25 protein-coding genes are annotated in these 17202 nt (G+C 65.7%); 4 read left to right on the top strand and 21 right to left on the bottom strand.

Going from position 1 to position 17202, the window contains the following annotated elements; translation table 11 throughout:
* The 21 genes from modA to nifA form a co-directional block, all read right to left on the bottom strand.
* A complete protein-coding gene (gene modA, locus ACOYR3_RS08960) occupies window positions 1–759 on the bottom strand; it encodes a molybdate ABC transporter substrate-binding protein (RefSeq protein WP_422846096.1) in 759 nt (252 codons plus the stop codon).
* A gap of 34 nt (window positions 760–793) precedes the next feature.
* Window positions 794–1180: a NifB/NifX family molybdenum-iron cluster-binding protein gene (locus ACOYR3_RS08955; protein WP_422846095.1), complete on the bottom strand. Its 387-nt coding sequence runs from the start codon at window positions 1178–1180 to the stop codon at window positions 794–796.
* A 20-nt stretch (window positions 1181–1200) separates the two neighbouring features.
* Window positions 1201–2025 (bottom strand): TOBE domain-containing protein, encoded by an 825-nt coding sequence (locus ACOYR3_RS08950; protein ID WP_422846094.1) that lies wholly within the window; start codon window positions 2023–2025, stop codon window positions 1201–1203.
* 231 nt (window positions 2026–2256) lie between these two features.
* Window positions 2257–2499 (bottom strand): hypothetical protein, encoded by a 243-nt coding sequence (locus tag ACOYR3_RS08945; protein ID WP_422846093.1) that lies wholly within the window; start codon window positions 2497–2499, stop codon window positions 2257–2259.
* Window positions 2496–2888 (bottom strand): hypothetical protein, encoded by a 393-nt coding sequence (locus ACOYR3_RS08940; RefSeq protein ID WP_422846092.1) that lies wholly within the window; start codon window positions 2886–2888, stop codon window positions 2496–2498. The genes ACOYR3_RS08945 and ACOYR3_RS08940 overlap by 4 nt, the downstream gene beginning before the upstream one ends.
* A 163-nt stretch (window positions 2889–3051) precedes the next feature.
* On the bottom strand, window positions 3052–3264 hold the full coding sequence (locus tag ACOYR3_RS08935; protein WP_422846091.1) for a hypothetical protein: 213 nt from the start codon (window positions 3262–3264) through the stop codon (window positions 3052–3054).
* A gap of 212 nt (window positions 3265–3476) precedes the next feature.
* Window positions 3477–3773 (bottom strand): 2Fe-2S iron-sulfur cluster-binding protein, encoded by a 297-nt coding sequence (locus ACOYR3_RS08930; RefSeq protein ID WP_422846090.1) that lies wholly within the window; start codon window positions 3771–3773, stop codon window positions 3477–3479.
* 46 nt (window positions 3774–3819) lie between these two features.
* A complete protein-coding gene (locus ACOYR3_RS08925; RefSeq protein ID WP_422846089.1) occupies window positions 3820–4665 on the bottom strand; it encodes an SIR2 family NAD-dependent protein deacylase in 846 nt (281 codons plus the stop codon).
* 11 nt (window positions 4666–4676) lie between these two features.
* Complete coding sequence (locus ACOYR3_RS08920; protein WP_422846088.1) at window positions 4677–5840, bottom strand: DegT/DnrJ/EryC1/StrS family aminotransferase; 1164 nt, start codon at window positions 5838–5840, stop codon at window positions 4677–4679.
* Between the two features lie 11 nt (window positions 5841–5851).
* Complete coding sequence (locus tag ACOYR3_RS08915) at window positions 5852–6112, bottom strand: hypothetical protein (RefSeq protein ID WP_422846087.1); 261 nt, start codon at window positions 6110–6112, stop codon at window positions 5852–5854.
* 23 nt (window positions 6113–6135) lie between these two features.
* On the bottom strand, window positions 6136–6354 hold the full coding sequence (gene nifT / locus ACOYR3_RS08910; RefSeq protein WP_422846086.1) for a putative nitrogen fixation protein NifT: 219 nt from the start codon (window positions 6352–6354) through the stop codon (window positions 6136–6138).
* Between the two features lie 29 nt (window positions 6355–6383).
* Window positions 6384–7529: a cysteine desulfurase family protein gene (locus ACOYR3_RS08905; RefSeq protein WP_422846085.1), complete on the bottom strand. Its 1146-nt coding sequence runs from the start codon at window positions 7527–7529 to the stop codon at window positions 6384–6386.
* Entirely contained in the window at window positions 7526–7882 is a 357-nt protein-coding gene (locus ACOYR3_RS08900) for a hypothetical protein (RefSeq protein ID WP_422846084.1), read from the bottom strand. The genes ACOYR3_RS08905 and ACOYR3_RS08900 overlap by 4 nt, the downstream gene beginning before the upstream one ends.
* A complete protein-coding gene (locus ACOYR3_RS08895; protein ID WP_422846083.1) occupies window positions 7879–8184 on the bottom strand; it encodes a nitrogen fixation protein NifZ in 306 nt (101 codons plus the stop codon). The genes ACOYR3_RS08900 and ACOYR3_RS08895 overlap by 4 nt, the downstream gene beginning before the upstream one ends.
* Window positions 8181–8546 (bottom strand): nitrogen fixation protein NifZ, encoded by a 366-nt coding sequence (locus ACOYR3_RS08890; protein WP_422846082.1) that lies wholly within the window; start codon window positions 8544–8546, stop codon window positions 8181–8183. Before ACOYR3_RS08890 ends, ACOYR3_RS08895 begins: the two co-directional genes overlap by 4 nt.
* Window positions 8539–9369 (bottom strand): 4Fe4S-binding leucine-rich repeat protein, encoded by an 831-nt coding sequence (locus tag ACOYR3_RS08885; protein WP_422846081.1) that lies wholly within the window; start codon window positions 9367–9369, stop codon window positions 8539–8541. The genes ACOYR3_RS08890 and ACOYR3_RS08885 overlap by 8 nt, the downstream gene beginning before the upstream one ends.
* Window positions 9366–9947 carry a hypothetical protein gene (locus ACOYR3_RS08880; RefSeq protein ID WP_422846080.1) on the bottom strand — a complete coding sequence of 194 codons (582 nt, stop codon included), beginning with the start codon at window positions 9945–9947 and terminating at the stop codon, window positions 9366–9368. Before ACOYR3_RS08880 ends, ACOYR3_RS08885 begins: the two co-directional genes overlap by 4 nt.
* A 25-nt stretch (window positions 9948–9972) precedes the next feature.
* Entirely contained in the window at window positions 9973–10377 is a 405-nt protein-coding gene (locus ACOYR3_RS08875) for a HesB/IscA family protein (RefSeq protein WP_422846079.1), read from the bottom strand.
* A 5-nt stretch (window positions 10378–10382) separates the two neighbouring features.
* Window positions 10383–10577: a 4Fe-4S binding protein gene (locus ACOYR3_RS08870; RefSeq protein ID WP_422846078.1), complete on the bottom strand. Its 195-nt coding sequence runs from the start codon at window positions 10575–10577 to the stop codon at window positions 10383–10385.
* Window positions 10578–10640: 63 nt separating this feature from the next.
* Window positions 10641–12236, bottom strand: coding sequence for a nitrogenase cofactor biosynthesis protein NifB (nifB, locus tag ACOYR3_RS08865; RefSeq protein WP_422846077.1), 1596 nt, complete (start codon window positions 12234–12236; stop codon window positions 10641–10643).
* A gap of 508 nt (window positions 12237–12744) precedes the next feature.
* Window positions 12745–14466 (bottom strand): nif-specific transcriptional activator NifA, encoded by a 1722-nt coding sequence (gene nifA / locus ACOYR3_RS08860; RefSeq protein WP_422846555.1) that lies wholly within the window; start codon window positions 14464–14466, stop codon window positions 12745–12747.
* A 290-nt stretch (window positions 14467–14756) separates the two neighbouring features.
* Between nifA and ACOYR3_RS08855 the strand changes: the two genes are divergently transcribed.
* The 4 genes from ACOYR3_RS08855 to iscA are packed head-to-tail and all read left to right on the top strand — an operon-like array spanning window position 14757 to window position 17202.
* Entirely contained in the window at window positions 14757–16001 is a 1245-nt protein-coding gene (locus ACOYR3_RS08855; RefSeq protein WP_422846076.1) for an IscS subfamily cysteine desulfurase, read from the top strand.
* A 31-nt stretch (window positions 16002–16032) separates the two neighbouring features.
* On the top strand, window positions 16033–16467 hold the full coding sequence (gene iscU / locus ACOYR3_RS08850; protein ID WP_422846075.1) for a Fe-S cluster assembly scaffold IscU: 435 nt from the start codon (window positions 16033–16035) through the stop codon (window positions 16465–16467).
* 25 nt (window positions 16468–16492) lie between these two features.
* Window positions 16493–16867: an iron-sulfur cluster insertion protein ErpA gene (gene erpA, locus ACOYR3_RS08845; protein WP_422846074.1), complete on the top strand. Its 375-nt coding sequence runs from the start codon at window positions 16493–16495 to the stop codon at window positions 16865–16867.
* An 11-nt stretch (window positions 16868–16878) separates the two neighbouring features.
* Entirely contained in the window at window positions 16879–17202 is a 324-nt protein-coding gene (gene iscA / locus ACOYR3_RS08840; RefSeq protein ID WP_422846073.1) for an iron-sulfur cluster assembly protein IscA, read from the top strand.

The following is a 17202-nucleotide window of genomic DNA, read 5'->3' as shown; positions in this document are numbered from 1 at the left end:
CTACTTGCCCAGTTCGTAGCCATACGACGTGATCACTGCCTGCGATGGGGGGGACCGCAGGAACTGGAGCAACGCCAGCGGGCCGGCTTTGCCCTTGCCGGGGGCTAGCAAGACCGCGTCCTGGCGAATGGTGGTGTAGAGGTCGGACGGCACGACCCAGGCCGAGCCCTCGATCTTCCCGTCCTTGAGCACCTGCGCCAGCGCCACAAAGCCCAGCAGACTGTTGCCGCTACTGACGAACTGGAATGCCTGGGCAATGGTCTCGCCGGTCACGATCTTGGGCGCGAGGCTGTCGTACACACCCAGCTTCTTCATCGCCTCCACGGCGGCCGCGCCGTAAGGAGCGAGCTTGGGATCGGCCAAGGCGATATGGTCGAAGCCACCGCCTTTGAGCACCTCCCCTTTGGCGTCCACCACGCCCGGCTTTGCCGACCAAAGCACCAGCTTGCCCGTGGCATAGCTGTACTGGCTTGCCCCAACCGCGGTGCCTTCTTTCACCAGCTTGGCGGGCGTCTCGTCGTCGGCCGCCAGCAGGATTTCGAACGGAGCGCCGTTGCGAATCTGCGCGTAGAACTTTCCCGTCGATCCGAACGAGGCGACCACCTTGTGCCCCGTCTCCTGCTCGAACGCGGCGGCGATCTTCTTGAACGGCGCCGTGAAGTTGGCGGCCACGGCCACCGGAATTTCGTCGGCACGCGCCGCCAAGCCCACCAGCAACAGGCCCGCGAGCCATGAGGAAAAAAAGGTCTTGCAGATCATGAACAGGCTCCTGGAGTGAAATGGGGCAAGCCGCTCAGTGGCGGGAAAACAGGTCGCGCACCTTGCACAGCGCGGTGGTGACATCAAACCGGGTGTCGGGCAGGGCCTCGCCGGCCAGCACCTTCTGCAGCGCCACTTGGGGATCTGTTTCGCCCGTCAACAGCACCTGCGCACCCCAGCAGTCCATGTGGCGCAGGAAGCCGTCGCCAGCGCTGCCCGCGATCAGCACATCAACCCCTTGCAAGGGATGCGGGCCGTCGTCTTTGAAATGGTGCGGCAGCTGCTCCTTGGCAAGGCTCAGGCGCCGCGGCGCGGAAGCCGGCACGCCGGGCTGGCAATCAAACAGCAGCCACTCGCGGGCCTGGCCGGCATGGCCGCTGACCTCGCTCCAGTCCTTGTGGGTCGCTATGGCAACTTTCATGAACAGCTTTCAACGGTGAATCAATCGGTGGAGACAAGAAAGACGCTGGAGGCCTTGAAGATCGCCGTCACGGGCTGCCCCACGGCCAGGCCCAGGCGCTCCACGCTCGGAGCCGTGACCACGGCCGTCAGCACCTGGTGGCCACCAGGCAGGCCCAGCGTCACTTCGGCATTGACCGGCCCGTGGTGCACCTTTTGCACCACGCCCTGAAAGCGGTTTCGCGCCGAGACGCGCGTGCTCTCGTCACCCGCCATCAGCACGATGGACGACGCCTTGACGAAGGCCAGCACCTCGCGACCCTCGACCAGGCCCAGGTTCTGCACGGACTCGTTGGTGACGACGGCCGTCAGCTCCAGCGACGGCCCGAGGCGCAGCCTGACTTCGCTTTCCACGATGCCGGCGCGGACCGCCACGATGGGCCCAGCGAACTGGTTGCGGGCACTGGTTTTCATGGAAAGCTTCCTCAGGATCTGCCGAAACTCAGCGATGTCGGGCGCGCCGCACTGCGTCAACTGGCCGCTCAGGCGGGCGAGCGCAGCCTGGGACTCTTGTTCCAGCGCGCGGTAAAAGGCGATCAGGCGGTGGCCGAAATCCGTCAGCTCGGTGCCGCCGCCGTTGCGGCCTCCAGTCACGCGCAGCACCAGCGGTTCGGGCGCGACGTTGTTCATGTCATCCACCGCATCCCAGGCCGCCTTGTAGGCCATGGGCACCGCCTTGGCGGCCTGCAGGATGGAGCCGTGCCGGTCGATCGCTTCCAGCAAGCGGATGCGCTTCTCGCCCAGGAGGCCGCCCGCCGCGGTGTCGATCAACAGCTTGCCGGTCAGAAACTGCGGCGTGGGATTCATGCAAGCCTTCCGTGAACCTTGCCGGTGGCAAGCGTTTGCACTTGCCTGCCGCGCTGTGGTTGAAAGTGCGCAACGCATTCGAGCCGACGGGCCCAGCACATCACTCCGGGCCAGCCGCCCATCTCGAAAGAAAGTCCTCCATGGCCAAGCCCGGCGAGCCGCCCATGGCTTTGCCCAAAGCAGGCCAGGTGCTGATGGGCGTGCCGGTGCGATTGCATCGTCATCCCTCCGTCAGCGGCACGCGGCCAGCGCGGGGTGCCGCACCTGCCGGAGAACCCACTCATAGGGGTAGCGCGGCGCCTGTTCGGCGGGCTGCGATGTCATGCTCAGCGACCAGGCCTCCACCCATTGCCAGCAGGCCCTACGCTCTCGCTCGGACAGGTCCGATCCGTCCAGCGAACGCATGAAGGCGACCAGCCAAGCCTGGCGGTCTGCCGCGCTGATGGGTGAACGGCTGCGATAGACGGCATTCATCGCGGCATCCCCGTGCACACGGACAGCCGTGGCTCCCCGCACATCGGCTCGGTCTCTCCAATGACCTTGTGGCTGGTCAGCCAGCGGTGGTCGGGCAAGCGCCAAGCCGTCACCGTCTCGACATGGATGGGCGCCTCATAGAAGATCTCGTCGTCTTCCGAGCGGAGCGCTGTCTGCACATGCCGAAAGGCGCAAAAGCAGGTCAACCCGTCTGCATCAATCCCCAGGCTCCGGTCGGCCACGATCTCAGTGTCGCGCTGGATCGAGAAGCGCACGGGCGGCACCACCAGACCGACCAGGTCGGAAGGCAACTCGTCCATCCATGCCACCAGGGCCCTGCCACGCCCGGGACAGGCGTTCTCTACCGAACTGCATAACGTCTGGAACATGACACCCTCCTGAAGGCAACAAGACAATCCTTGTATCGAGCCCTACACAACGGTCGACTGGTGAGACAAACGTTGTGTGCTTCGCTACACAACGGCCGTTTCCGACACTCCTGTGGGCTACTTTGCAAAACGCTTGCCAACAAGCGAGGCATCGTTGGACGCATCAGTCAGGCGCCATCAGGAACAGCCGGGGCTGGCGTTGGCGGCAGATGCGCAGCCACAGCAGGGTGGCCGGCACCGACGCGCCTACCGCGAAACACATCGCGTCTTCCAGGCCTTCTCCGCTGCCCTGCCGCAGAGGCAATGCGAGCGAGCACACACCGCCCCAGTCCAGCGCAGGCATGCTCTCTCGCGCAAGGGGCAAGAGGTCCAGCATGCTACGCGCGAGCACCTTCAGGTGGCGCAGCACCTCCGCACGCGCCCATCGCGAGCGGCGCAGATCGCTGGGTCAGTTGTTCGTGCTGCTGCGCGCAGCACGCGGCCGCCGCAACGCGAGCGCGCTTCCGGCAGCAGCACGCGCCGTCGGAGGGCCACCCGTCGGCGTGCCTGCGCCGGGCCGCAGGACGTGCAGCTCCGCCACGGCCCGTCTCAAACGAACGTCAGCAACTCAACGGTCACCGGCTCTTCGCCGAGCACCGCCTGGCAGGCCAGGCGCGACTTCGATCCCACGCCCACCAGCGTGTCGAGCTTTTCGTTTTCCACCTTCTGGATGCGCGAGAGGGTCTTGCGACCTTCGGTGACGAAGATGTGGCAGGAGCCGCACTGGGCCTTGCCATCGCACTTGTTCGCAATGGCCTCGCCGGCAGCGAGGAGCGCCTGCATGATCGTGGCACCCGCGGCGGCGTCATAGGTTTTTCCGGACGGAAGAACGGTCAAAGTGGTCATGGTCTTGGTCTCGAATAGGTTCGTGGAGCGAGGATGGTTTCAGAGTTCAGCGTGCCAGCACTGGCTGCAGCGCGTCGGCAAGAAGCGCTCCGAACTCGGCCAGCGGCATGGGGATGGGTGCAATGCCCTGCTCTTCGAGAAAGCGCGCCTCCATGCGCGTGGGCTCCTCGGGCAGCACGGCCCAGTGGGTATCGCTGGAGCGCTTCATGATCTGGCGCGCGAAGCTGCGGGTGAGCTGGTCGTCGAAGCGGCATCCCAGGAACAGAAAGCGCCGCTCCTTGCGGCGCTCTTGCACCACCTCCGGGATGGGGGTCTGGATGTCAATTTCGGTCAGCACTTCAACGAAGTCGCTGTCGGACACCAGGTAGTTGCTGGCCGGGCTGTGACCGCCGATGGGACGATAGAGCAGGCGTGTCGTGGCGTTCGCAGGCGCGTCTACCACCTGGTCATTGGCGTCGTAGTCGGCGGTCCATTGTCCGAAGTGTTCGGATTGCGACAGGCCCTGGATCTGCCGCCAGCCGCCCTGCGGGTGCGCGGCCCGGACTGCGGCCAGCAGGGTGTCGTCGTACCAGGAGTCCACCCACAGCGTCGCTCCGCTGGTGGCCAGCGTGCGGTGCAGCTGCGACGGCACGGGCACCGCGGCATAGGCCTCGTCCATCAGCATCACGACGGACTTGCGGTGCTTGAAATTCTCGATGAACTGCGCTGCCTGCGTCAGCCGGGCGCGGATCTTGTGCGGCACGCTGACTTTGGCGGTCATCACCGCCGCCAGCGCACCGGGCGTGGCCGGCACCGTCACGCCTTCGCACAGCGCGAGCATGCCGGAGCCCAGGTAGGGGATGACCGCACCGGCCTCCAGCTGGCGCGCAATCTCGGTGATGCCTGCGGACATGGGGATTTCCTTCAAAGGTAAATGGCAGCACCAGCACCCACATTCGTGGCGGTGTCCTTGAGGGTTTTGACGATGTACTTGACCTGCTCTGCGTCAAGCGCGGTGTGCAACGGCAACGCAAGCGCGCGGTCGCCGATGCGATCGGTGTCCGGCAGCACGCCCCGCTGGCGGCCCACGCCGCCGCTCGTGTTCATGTAGAAAAACTGCTGGTGCAGCGGGTGGCTGTAGGCAGCGGTTTCCACGCCGCAGCTCTTCATGTCGTCGATCATCTGGGTCCTTGCGCTTGCGGTGAAGCGTTTGCCCAGGTGCACGACGTAGAGCATCCAGTGAACCTCGTCCACGTCTTCGGCCAGGTAGGGCGGTTTGACGCCCTCAAAGCTCTGCATCTCCTGGTGGTACCACGCCTCAATCCGCTTGCGCTGCAGCAGGCGTTCGTCGATGTCCGACAGCTGCGCCAGGCCCAACGCGGCGGTCAGCTCGCTCATGCCCGCCTGCAGCGGAACGCGGGACCCTATCGAAACCGAAGCACGGTCAGACAGCCGCCGCTGGCGCAGGTAGCGCATTTCGATGGCCAGCGCCTCATCGTCCGTCAGCAGCATGCCCCCTTCTCCCGTGCACAGTGCCGAGGGCATGGAAAAGTCGAACACCGACACGTCGCCAAAGGTCCCCACCGTCCGGCCCAGATAACGCGAGCCGAGCGATTCAGTACTGTCTTCGATCAGTTTCAAGCCGTGCGCGTCGGCCAGCGCACGCAGCGCCCTCCACGCAGCGGGATGGCCGTTGGTGTTGCCGGCGAGGATGGCTTTGGTGGCTGGCGTTATCTTCAGCGCCGCTTTTTCGGGGCTGAGGCAGCCACTCCAGTAGTTGATGTCGGCAAACACCGCCAATGCGCCGGCCAGTGTGATGGCCTGGGCAACCTGGTGCCAGGTGTGCGATGCGCAGATCACTTCGTCTCCCGGGCCAATGCCCAGGGCGCGCAGTGCGATCCAGGTGCCGAGCGTGCCGCTGCCCACGGCCACCGCATGACGGCGACCCACCCAGCGGGCAAAGCCCTGCTCGAACGATTCAAGCATCGGCCCGTCGCCCCAGCGGCCAGACGCGAGCACTGCCTGCGCCAACGCCAGGCCCTGGTCGCCGAGGGTGCTTTCATACAATGCAATGGTTTCGATATCCATGGCCGCGTACCTCAGTGCTGCGTGAGGATCAGGGCCGAGGCCTCGTCGGCGCTCTGCGTCACGTGCCAGCAATGGCCGTCGGTGGCGGCAAGGTAGACGTTGCGGTGGCCCAGGCGCAGGGCCGGCGCTTCGTCTCGCATGTCCATCTCATCGACCACCAGCGCGCGCACCTGGGGGTAGCGCGCACGCCACAGCGCGACCGCATCCCGAAGCGTGGGGGCATAGCCCACCACCTCCGTAGCCGCTTTCAGTTGTTCTCCGGACAGTCCCATGGCGGTTCTCCTGCGCAAAAAACTCAGTCTTCGGCGGACGCGAGCTTGCGCGCCTCGACCGTGATCGGAAGCGGCGTGTCGGCCGCCATGGCGGGCAGGTCCAGCTGCCAGCCGTTGGCCAGGGTGACCAGGCCGCCCCACATCGAGGGACTGACCATCGAGACGATGGGCTCTTCCAGGTCCTTCTTGGGCACATAGGCGCTGAGCACGCCCTTGCTGTCTTTGCGGATCATCACTTTCATCGTCTGCTCCTGGTGGATAGGTTCGGGATTCAGGCGGCCTGGGCGTGGCCCGCGGGCAAGAGGGACCGCAAGGTGGGCAGCGCAGCGACCAGCGCATCCACCTCGGCGCTGGAGGTGGTGCGGCCCAGTGACAGGCGGATGGCGCACAGCGCCTCGTCCCCGGGCACGCCCATGGCGGTCAACGCCTGCGAAGGCGCGCTGCCCGAGGACGAGCAGGCCGCCCCCGGCGAGGCGGCGAAGCCCAGGCGCTCCAGCCGCTGCAGCAGCACGTCGGCCGGCCAGCAACCGACGCGCAGAAAGCTCACGCCCGGCAGACGCGGCACCTCGGCGCCCCAGAGGTGCACCTCCGGCAGGGCAGCGCTCAGGGCCCGCTCCACCCGGTCCCGCAGCGCCGACTGCCGCGCCGCTTCGGCATTCACATCGCCCAGTTGGCTCAGCGCCGCCGCCATGCCGGCGATGGCGGGCAGGTTCTCAGTGCCGCCACGACGGTGGCGTTCTTGCGATCCGGGCACTACCGGGCAGATTCCCACGCCCTGGCGCAGCAGCAGCGCGCCCACGCCCTTGGGGCCGTTGAACTTGTGGGCCGAGAGGGACACCGCGTCCGCACCCCATTCCGCAAAGTCAAACGGCAGTTTGCCGACCCACTGCGTCGCATCGACATGCAGATGCACGCCGGCAGCCGCCGCAAGCGCTGCAACCTGCGCCACCGGCATCAAGACGCCCGTTTCGTTCTGGGCCGCAATCAGCGAGACCACCGCCACGTCCGGCCCAATGAGGGAGGCGGCTGCTCCGAGATCCAACCGACCATCCGGCCGCACCGGCAGAAAGTCCACCGGCACTCCGGCGCTCGCCAATTCGCGGGCCAGCTTCAGGTGGCCGGCATGCTCGACGGCGCTGAACACAACGCGGCGGCGCCCGGCTGGCACCGCCGCCAGCAACCCGCGAACCGCGAGATGGTTGGCTTCCGTCGCGCCGCTGGTGAAAATCACCTCCGCCGGTTTGCAGCCCAGCACGCGCGCCACGGTGGCGCGCGCATCGGCCAGCGCCCGTTTCGCAGCCTGCCCCGGTGCATGCTGCGACGAGGCATTGGCCCAGGTACCAGACATGACCGTCGTCATAGCCTCCATCACCGCACGGGAGGGGGGTGTCGTGGCGTGGTGGTCGAGGTAGATCATGGCCAGAATTTCCGTTCGGCATCCACGCAGACCAGGTCCAGCGCCTCGCTCAGCGACAGGCCCTGCGCGTGCGGCGCCCAGGCTGCTACAGCATGTTCGCGCACCAGCAGCGCCCAGCGGCCGTCCAGGGCGGGAATGAGCAGCGCGATGTCGATCGTTCCACCGCTGCGATCCACATTGCGTGAGCAGCAAGGCGCCTCGATGCGGAAGTTGCTTCCCTCTTGCACCACCCGCGGCTGCACATAGCGGTAACGAACACGCTCGCGAAGCGCCCGCTCGATGAAAGGCAGAAGGAAGCCCATCACCTGCGAAGGCGACGGGTCACTGCCCCAGGAGCCGGCGCAGGGGCTCATGGCGCATCCCCGCGATCTTCCGGAACCCAGCTGGCAGGAAGCGGAGCGAGCTCAATCTCCAGGCAGCCCACCACGCAACCGCCAAAGTCCACCAGGTACACCGGCTCGTTTACTTCCACCGCATGGCCGATGTTGACAATTTCGCCCACATCGCCACGTTCAGCCAGCAGCGCCCCTGCATCGCGTTGGGGGTGGCTTCCGTCATTGGCCAGGTCATCCAGCGCCACCACGTGCTGGCCCCAGGCGTAGGCTGGGGTGCGCGGCTCGGCATATGCGGAAGGATCCAGCAAAGGGGTGGTCATGGGGTTGCTCCTTGGTCGGGCTTGCCGCTGCCCAGGGCGGCCAACGCCGTGGCCTTTTCGCCCAGCTGGGCCAGCACCTCGTCGGGCAGGTTGTCGAGCGTGCAGAGTTCCTTGGCGCGCATGCCGACGCGGTGGCCCGACTCGATAAAGTCCACCGCGTAGATGTAGAACTGCTGCAAGTAGGTGTTGATGCTCACGACATAGCCGATGTCGCCCTTGTTCACCAGCAGTTCCCCAATGTCCTTGCCGTTGTAGGTACCGTCGTTGCGCACGACCGAGCGCGCGATCACGCGCTCGCCAAAGGCGAAGCGGGGAGGCTCGCTCACCTCGATCACGTCGTCGTCACGCACGATGTCAGCCATGCGGCACCTCGGCCAGCGGCGCTGGTGCCAAGCGTGACCGGGCCATTTGCCGCACCTCGCAGTCCAGGTCGTTGACTAGCCTTGCCAGCACAACCTGTCCGCCGCGTCGCGCGACCTCCCAGCGCACACGCCAGTCGCTGTCCGTGGCCAGGCTGTCGAGCAGCGGTGCCGGCAGCCCTTCAGCCACCACGCGGCGCACCTCTGGATCCGGGTCGCGCAGCATCTGCAGCAGCGCGGGCATCTGCAACCGTTGTGCGACGATCTTGCGCACGCTGCGCTCGGGATCGCACGCCAGCGTTGGCAGCAGGGCCAACGGCAGGCGTTGGGCGACGACCTCGCGCACCCCATAGTCGCAGTCACTGCGCAGGGCCGCCAGCCGGTCCACGGCGATGCGCTGCGCTACACGCAATCGCACCTCGCGGTGTGGGTCGTGCGCCAGCCGATCCAGCTGTGCCGGAGAAGTCCGCAGCGCCACCTGCATGCGCACCGTTTCATCCGGGTCTGTCAGCAGGCCGCCCAAGCGGAACACGCTGGCATGGCGCGCCGCGATGGCCCGGACCTCGAAGTAAGGGTGCGAAAGGTGCTGGTCCGCAAGTTGCGGATGCCAACGGAAGAAGCGGTCAATGCGGCGAGCGTAGACGTCTTGCATGCAGGCGTGACCCGGCTCGCAACCCTGATCACCGTCGCGCGCACGCAGGCTGGCATGGGCACAGTCCTCGCAGCGGATCGGGCCGCCACTCCAATGCTGCGGCGCGATGTCCCCTTCAGGCGCACGTCCGGTGAGACGTTGCGACGAACGCAAGAAGGCGATGGCGGCGTTCACGGCCGGCTCCCCTGCGGTGCCCAGCCGCGCACGGGGGAGTCCGCTGCGCCCTCAGCCGGTGACGTGCTTTCGCCCGCCTCGTGCCGCGCCAAGACGTACGACAGGAGGCCGCCGCCCAGGTGGTCTTGCGGGTCGAGGCGGCGGAGCTCGCCGAGCATCCGCTTCGCCTCTTCCAGTTCGCCCAGGCGCAAATGCAAGTAGGCCAGCCCTTTGAGCGTGAAGAGATAAAAGCGCACCGCCGCATCGCCAAGCGTGGCGCCCTCAGTGGGCACCACGTCGCCAAACTCAGGCCCCAGCGCGCTGCGCGCCACGGCCAACGCGTCTTCGCCGGCCGCCCTGGCTTTCTCAAGCGCGTGCCCATAGAAGTGAAAGCGGTAGATCGCAATCAGCGGCACAGGGTGCCGAGGTGCCAGCGCCCGGGCGCGCTCCAGCAGCGGCAGGGCTTTCTCTGGCTGGTCGCGTAGCGCGCCGGCCTGGGCAATCAAGGCTTCCACCGGCGCTGCAAGCTGACCGCCGATGACCGCGGCGGCGAACGCCGCGGCAGCGGCTTCGAAGTCATGGTCAAGGGCGGCATTCACGGCGGATCCCGGTGTGCCCAGGGCGTCAGGGGGTGAGTGTGGCGGTTCGGCCGCCGCGGCCAATCGCACCAATCTCGATTTTTGCCACCCCTGCAGGCCCGGCGTTTTCCGCACTGCTGCAGCCGCAGGCCGCCTGGTTGGGGTTGATGAAGTTCAGCCCCGACGACGTGGCTGTCTCCGTGAAGTCGATGGTCACGCCGTCCAGCAGCAGGCGGCTCTCGGCCGCCAGAAACAGCCTCAGGCCCGAAACCTCGAACACCTGCTCGCCCTCCTTGGGACCGGCCGCAGCGGCGAACTCCGCGCTGTAGCCCGAGCAGCCGCCTGGACTGACCCGCAGGCTCAGGCCAGCGCCTGCGGGCAAGCCCGAGAAGCGCACGATGCGGCCGATGAATTTCTCGGCGGCCGCCGTCAGGGTGAATTGGGCGGACATGGTCTTCAGGCCTTCACAATGCAGCCATCGACCGGGCAAACGGCCTGGCACTGGGGCGAGTCGTACTGGTCGGCGCACTCCGTGCACTTGGCCGGATCGATGATGTAGGTGCCGCCCTTTTCGCGGATCGCGACGTTGGGACACTCGGGTTCGCAGGCCGAGCAGGCGGTGCAGGTGGAGGCGATGATCTTGAGGGCCATGGTGGTTCTCCTTCAGGGGGTGGGGCGAAAGCGTGGGGAAAATGTGTGGCGGGTGCAACCTGCTCAGGCGGCAGCCAGACCGGTAAACGCGCCTTGGCGAATCTGCGCATCGCCGCGGCTTTGGTACGCGATTTCGCCGGCCGCGACGCGTTGGCAGTAGCCGCTGAACCAGCCGAGTGCGGCCTTCTCGATGAACTCGCCGCTGAACTGTTCGACCGGCTCGATGCCGGCCGCGCTCAGTTCGTCGCGCGGACAGGCGCCAATCTTGGCGACCAGCACCGCATGGCAGTCGTTGATGGCCTTGACCACGCTGGGCAACTGCTCCTCGTCGCCATAGCCGCCCTGGCAATACAGGTCGACCCGGCGGTGGCCGACAAACAGGGCCTCGGCGGCGCTGACTTCAAAGATCTGGAACTCCGTGACGTGGCCAAAATGCTCGTTGACCCGGCCGCCGCCTTTGGTAGCGACGGCCACGAGCACCTTCAGGTCCGGGTCCACTGCAACGGCTGCGCCCGCGGCCAATGCACCCTGCTTCGCCGCGTGCTGCGCCTGGCGCTCGGCTTCGACCTTTTCCTGGTAGGCGCGGCGCTTGTCGAGGTCGTACACGACCTCCATCTCTTCGATCCTGTCGAGCGTGAACTCATCCGAACGGTCCTCACCCAGCAGGCCCACGGCGTCGGCGCGGCACTGGCGGCAGTGGCGCATGAGATTGGCGCCACCCATGCAGGCGTCTTGCACGGTTTTGAGTTCTTGCGCCGACGGGCCGCGCTGACCCGTCAGCCCAAACACCGTTCCATGCTCGGCCTCGCTGATGAGCGGCATGATGTTGTGCAGGAAGGCGCCGCGCTTTTTCACCTCGCGGTTCACCTCGATCAGGTGCTCGTCATTGATGCCCGGAATCAGCACCGAATTGATTTTGGTGAGAACGCCACGCGCAGTCAGCATTTCCAGACCGAGCATCTGCCGCTCGTGCAGGATCTTTGCAGCCTCATAGCCGGTCACCCGCCGGTGGTCCCAGAAGATCCAAGGGTAGATCTTCTCGCCCACGGCCGGGTCCACCATGTTGATGGTGATGGTCACATGGTCCACGTTGTACTTGCAGATCTCGTCCACGTAGTCCGGCAGCGCCAGACCGTTGGTCGAGATGCACAGCTTGATGTCGGGGGCCTGCTCCTGCAACCTGCGGAATGTTTCGAATGTCTTCTTGGGATTGGCCAGGGAATCACCCGGGCCGGCCACGCCCAATACCGTCATCTGCGGAATCTCGCTCGCCACCGCCACCACTTTTTTGACGGCTTGCTCGGGTGTGAGCTTCTGGCTCACCACGCCAGGGCGGCTCTCGTTGGAGCAGTCGTATTTACGGTTGCAGTAGTTGCACTGGATGTTGCATGCCGGTGCTACAGCGACGTGCATACGCGCGTAGTGATGGTGGGCCTCTTCGGAATAACAGGGATGGTTCTTCACCTTGTCCCAGATCTCGGCCGGCATGTCATCGGGTCCGTCCGACGAACCACAGCTGGCCTTGCCCTCGCCCCCAGACGTACCGCATCCGCCGCCGGACTCGGGCACTCCCAGCTTGGTGCCCAGCGGCTTGATCGAGCCGATGGACAGATACGTCTTTGCAGGCACGGCCCCCACTGAAGCGCTGCTTGTCGACATGAAGCCCCTTCCATGCGGCCGACCATGGCCGCTTGAAGGGGTATCAGCGAAATCCGTGCCATCGAAAATTCCCTTATGAATCAACGAACTAGCATCGCCTCACGTTGTCGCACCCGGTACACTTCACGGCGCGTAGCGCACGGTTCGTCGGGGATGCGACAAACGAAACATCGCAGCTCCTTCCACCGTTGAACACAGCCGCAGGCATCGTGCGTTCACCTCGGCGCACGTAGCTTCAATGGAGATCAAGCACTCAGCGGAGCGGCCCAAGACAAGCCACGCCGCCGCTCGAACGAGGGCCGGCATAGACCGAAGAGCACATTGCGCGTAGAGGGCAAACAAGGACCGGCCCCACCATTGGGGCCGTGGCATGCCTTGGGTTTGGCGGCAGCCTCCCGACGGGAGAAGCCCACTGGCGTTGCGCCCGAACCATCCGCCGTGCGGCTCACGCTCGAATGGACGACGTCATGCACGCTGGAGGGCCTGGCAGGCTCTGCGCCGCATGCCTTCAGAACTTTCGCACTTCGATCCCGTGCTTCTGCAGCGCGTACCCCATCTGACGCGGCGTGATCTTGAGCAGCCGGGCCGCCTTGGCCTGCACCCAGCCACAGCGCTCCATCGCCCAGATCAGGCGCTCGCGCTCGCCGTCAGGCTTGTCGTCCACACGGCCGCCTGCTGCGGCGCCGACCGAGACCGGCAACAGGGCGCCTGCAGCGCCCTCCTCCGGCGTCTCCCCAAAGCCTGCGTCGGCGGACTCCCCGTCACCGATGGTGGGCAGACGTGGCGGCGGAGCTGTCGGTACTTCGGTGATGGGAATTTCAGCCAGGCGGCTGGGGCGCACGGCATCTTCACGCTCAATGTGGTGGAGCACCTGCGTCAAGCAGCGGTTCTCGCGACATGGGAAGGCCAGGTCGGTGATGATGTTGTCGCCCGCCATGGTGGCCGTGCGCTCGACGCAGTTCTCCAGCTCACGCACGTTGCCTGGCCAGTAGCAGCTGGCCAGCACGCGCATGGCCTCGGGGCTGAAGCGGGTGGTCTTGCCGTTTTCGCGGTTGAAGCGGTCGAGAAAATGCTGCGCCATGGCGGGAATGTCCTCGCGGCGCTCACGCAGCGGCGGCAGCTGGATGCTGACCACGTTGATACGGTAGTAAAGATCTGCACGGAACTCGCCGGCCTGCACCATGCGCTCCAGGTTCCGGTTGGTTGCGAGGATCAACCGCACGTCCACCTTCACCGCAGCCCCCCCGCCCACACGCTCGAAGCTGCGCTCTTGCAGCACCCGCAGCAATTTGGCTTGGAACGCCGCCGAGATGTCGCCGATTTCGTCCAGAAACAGCGTGCCGCCGTGGGCCATTTCGAAGCGCCCCTTGCGCTGGCCCTGGGCCCCGGTGAAGGCGCCCTTCTCGTGGCCAAAAAGCTCGCTCTCCAGCAGCGATTCCGTAAGCGCTGCGCAGTTGACGCCCACAAAGGGCTCCTTGGCGCGCGGCGAGAGGCTGTGGATGGCACGGGCCATGACTTCTTTCCCCGTGCCGCTTTCGCCGCGCAGCAGCACCGTGGTACGCGAAGGAGCCACCTGATGAATCTGATCGAAGACCTTGAGCATGGGCTTGGACACGCCCACCACCTGCTCAAGCTTCGCGCGCTGCCCGCCCAGTGCCTTGTGCATGCGGCGGCTCTCGTCCTGCAGCGTTTCATGGGCAGCGGTGACGCTGCGGTGCAGGAGCAGCGACTGCCCCATCAACGTGGCCACCATGCGCAGCAAGCGCAAGTCTTCGGCAAACACCCGCCGCTCCTCGGGGTTAAGGCAATCGATGACGAGCACCCCCAGCGTGCGGTGATCGGCGCGAATCGGCGTGGCGAGCATGGCCACGGGGATTCCGGGGCTCTGATCGGCACCGCCGGTGCGATTGAGGAACAGGGGCTCAGCGCGCACATCGGGCACCGTGGCCGGCATGCCGCTGGAAAAAACGCGGCCGACGATGCCTTCGCCCGATTCAAAATGCAGGCGCTGCTGCTCGGCCTGGGTCAAACCGATGGCACACAGGCCTGACAGCTGGCTTTCGCCGTCCGCAATCACGACAAACGCGCGGCGCCAGTCGAAGGCATGGGTGAGGTAATTCAGTGCCTCGCGGAAAGTCTTGTGAACATCCAGCGAAGTAGCCAGGGTCTTGCCGACTTCGTAGACCGCGTCCAATTCTCGACGGACCAGGTGAGGTTGTGTATTCACGATGGGACTCCCATCTCTTTGACGTCATCGGGGTGCACCAGCGGAGGGAATCCGCCGCAAAGGCAACGACCTTGACCGGATCGTGCAATAACCGTGCCGCCGGCCTCCGCAGCCGCCGTTCACCCAGACCGGCTTTCAGGCATTTGCAACAAACCCGACAAGCGCACCCTCGCACATGCGTCTGGCTCGGCACAAAGCGCACACAACAGGCCGCTCAACCGCCAATAAAGCAACAAAACGGGATGGCATCGAAGTTGCAAAAGGGGCTGTAACCGCATTTCCAGGAGCCCGCCATGTCGGACGACAGCCTCTGCCACGCCAGCGCCCGCTCAACCTTGCCGATTTATCTGGATTACGCCGCCACGACCCCGGTCGATCCCCGCGTCGCAACCAAGATGTGGCCCTACCTGACCGGGCAGTTCGGTAACCCCGCCAGCCGCTCGCACGCCTATGGCTGGGTCGCAGAAGAAGCGGTCGAGCTGGCCCGCGAACAGGTGTGCGCCCTGATCAATGCGGATCCCCGGGAGATCGTCTGGACCTCAGGCGCCACCGAGTCCAACAACCTCGCACTCAAGGGCGCAGCCCACTTTTACAAGGCCAAGGGAAAGCACCTGGTGACGGTGGCCACCGAGCACAAGGCGGTGCTCGACAGCATGCGTGAGCTGGAGCGCGAGGGTTTCGAGGTCACGGTGCTGCCGGTGCTGCCCAGCGGTCTGCTGGACCTGGACCAGTTCAAAGCGTCCTTGCGCCCCGATACCGTGCTGGCCTCCGTCATGTTCGTGAACAACGAAACCGGAGTGATCCAGGACATTGCAGCCCTGGGGGCGATCTGCCGCGATAAGGGCGCGCTGCTGCATGTGGATGCAGCGCAAGCCGCTGGCAAAGTGGCCATTGACCTGGACCGCCTGCCCGTGGACCTGATGTCGCTCTCGGCCCATAAGATCTATGGACCCAAGGGGGTTGGTGCACTGTACGTGCGCCGCAAGCCGCGCGTGCGCATCGAAGCGCAGATGCACGGCGGAGGTCATGAGCGCGGGATGCGATCCGGCACCTTGCCCACGCACCAGATCGTGGGCATGGGCGAGGCATTCTGGCTGGCCCGGGAGCACATGGAAAGCGACAACGCCCGCATTGCCGCGCTGCGCGAACGTCTGTGGGCCGGCATCAGCGAGCTGGAATGCGTCGAACTCAACGGCGATCCGGTGCGCCGCGCCTGCGGCTACCTCAACGCCAGCTTCAACTACGTTGAGGGCGAATCGCTATTGATGGGCATTAAGGGCGTGGCGGTCTCGTCGGGCTCGGCCTGCACTTCGGCCAGCCTGGAGCCCAGCTATGTGCTGCGCGCCATGGGCCGCAGCGACGAGCTGGCCCACAGCTCGGTGCGCTTCTCCATCGGCCGGTTTACCACCGCCGAAGAGATCGACGCGACCATCGCGCAAGTCACCGAGGTGGTGAACCGGCTGCGCGGCATGAGCCCCTTGTGGGACATGGTGCAGGCCGGCATCGACCTGTCCACGATCCAGTGGGCAGCGCACTGACCCCGTCCAGTCCTGAACTTCGGAGAACACCATGGCCTACAGCGACAAGTTGGTTGACCACTACGAAAACCCCCGCAACGTCGGCGCGTTCGATGCCCACGATGAGAGCGTCGGCACCGGCATGGTGGGAGCGCCCGCCTGTGGCGACGTCATGAAGCTGCAGATCCGGGTGAATGCGCAGGGGGTGATCGAAGACGCGAAGTTCAAGACCTATGGCTGCGGCTCGGCGATTGCGTCGAGTTCGCTGGTCACCGAGTGGGTGCGCGGGCGCACGCTCGACGAGGCCCTGGCGATCAAGAACTCTGCCATCGCCGAAGAACTGGCGCTACCGCCCGTGAAGATCCACTGCTCCATCCTGGCCGAGGACGCCATCAAGGCGGCCGTGGCCGACTACCGCTCGCGCCACCCAGCCACCGGCACCGACGTGGTGGTGGAAAAGGACGCCTGCGAACCCCGCGGCCGCTGAGCCGCTTCCCACCGTGGAGAATGCCATGTCCGCTGTATCTGAAGCCACAGCCACCGAGCTGCCCGCCCTTCCTGTGTTGCTCGACTTCACGCCGCAGGCCGCCGCCAAGGTGGCGGAGCTGATCGAGGAGGAAGGCAACCCTGCCCTGAAACTGCGCCTGTACGTTACCGGCGGTGGCTGCTCAGGCTTCTCATACGGATTCGTGTTCGACGACCAGGTGGCCGAAGACGACACCGTCGTCTCGACCGAAGGGGTCTCCCTCGTGGTCGATGCAATGAGTCAGCAGTACCTGCTGGGCGCCCGGGTGGACTTCGAGGACGGCCTGGAGGGCTCCCGCTTTGTCATTCATAACCCCAACGCACAGACCACGTGCGGCTGCGGCTCTTCGTTCAGCGTTTAAGGGAGATCGCCATGCCGGTTTCCTTGACACCCGCCGCTGCGCGGCACGTGGCGAAATCTCTGACCAAGCGCGGATCGGGCCTGGGCCTGCGACTGGCCGTCAAGACCAGCGGCTGCTCTGGCTACGCCTATGCGCTGGAGTTCGTCGATGAAATGAACGCAGATGACCACTGCTTCGAAAACCACGGCGTAAAGGTCATCGTGGACCCCCTCAGCCTGGGCATGCTGGACGGCACGGAGCTGGACTTTGTGCGCGAAGGCCTGAACGAAGGCTTCAAATTCAACAACCCCAACGCAAAAAACAACTGCGGCTGCGGCGAAAGCTTCGCAGTCTGA

Origin of the sequence: Acidovorax sp. M2(2025), from assembly GCF_049330835.1 — a bacterium.
Lineage (GTDB): Bacteria > Pseudomonadota > Gammaproteobacteria > Burkholderiales > Burkholderiaceae_C > Acidovorax.
This window is presented reverse-complemented; position numbering and strand designations above follow the sequence as displayed.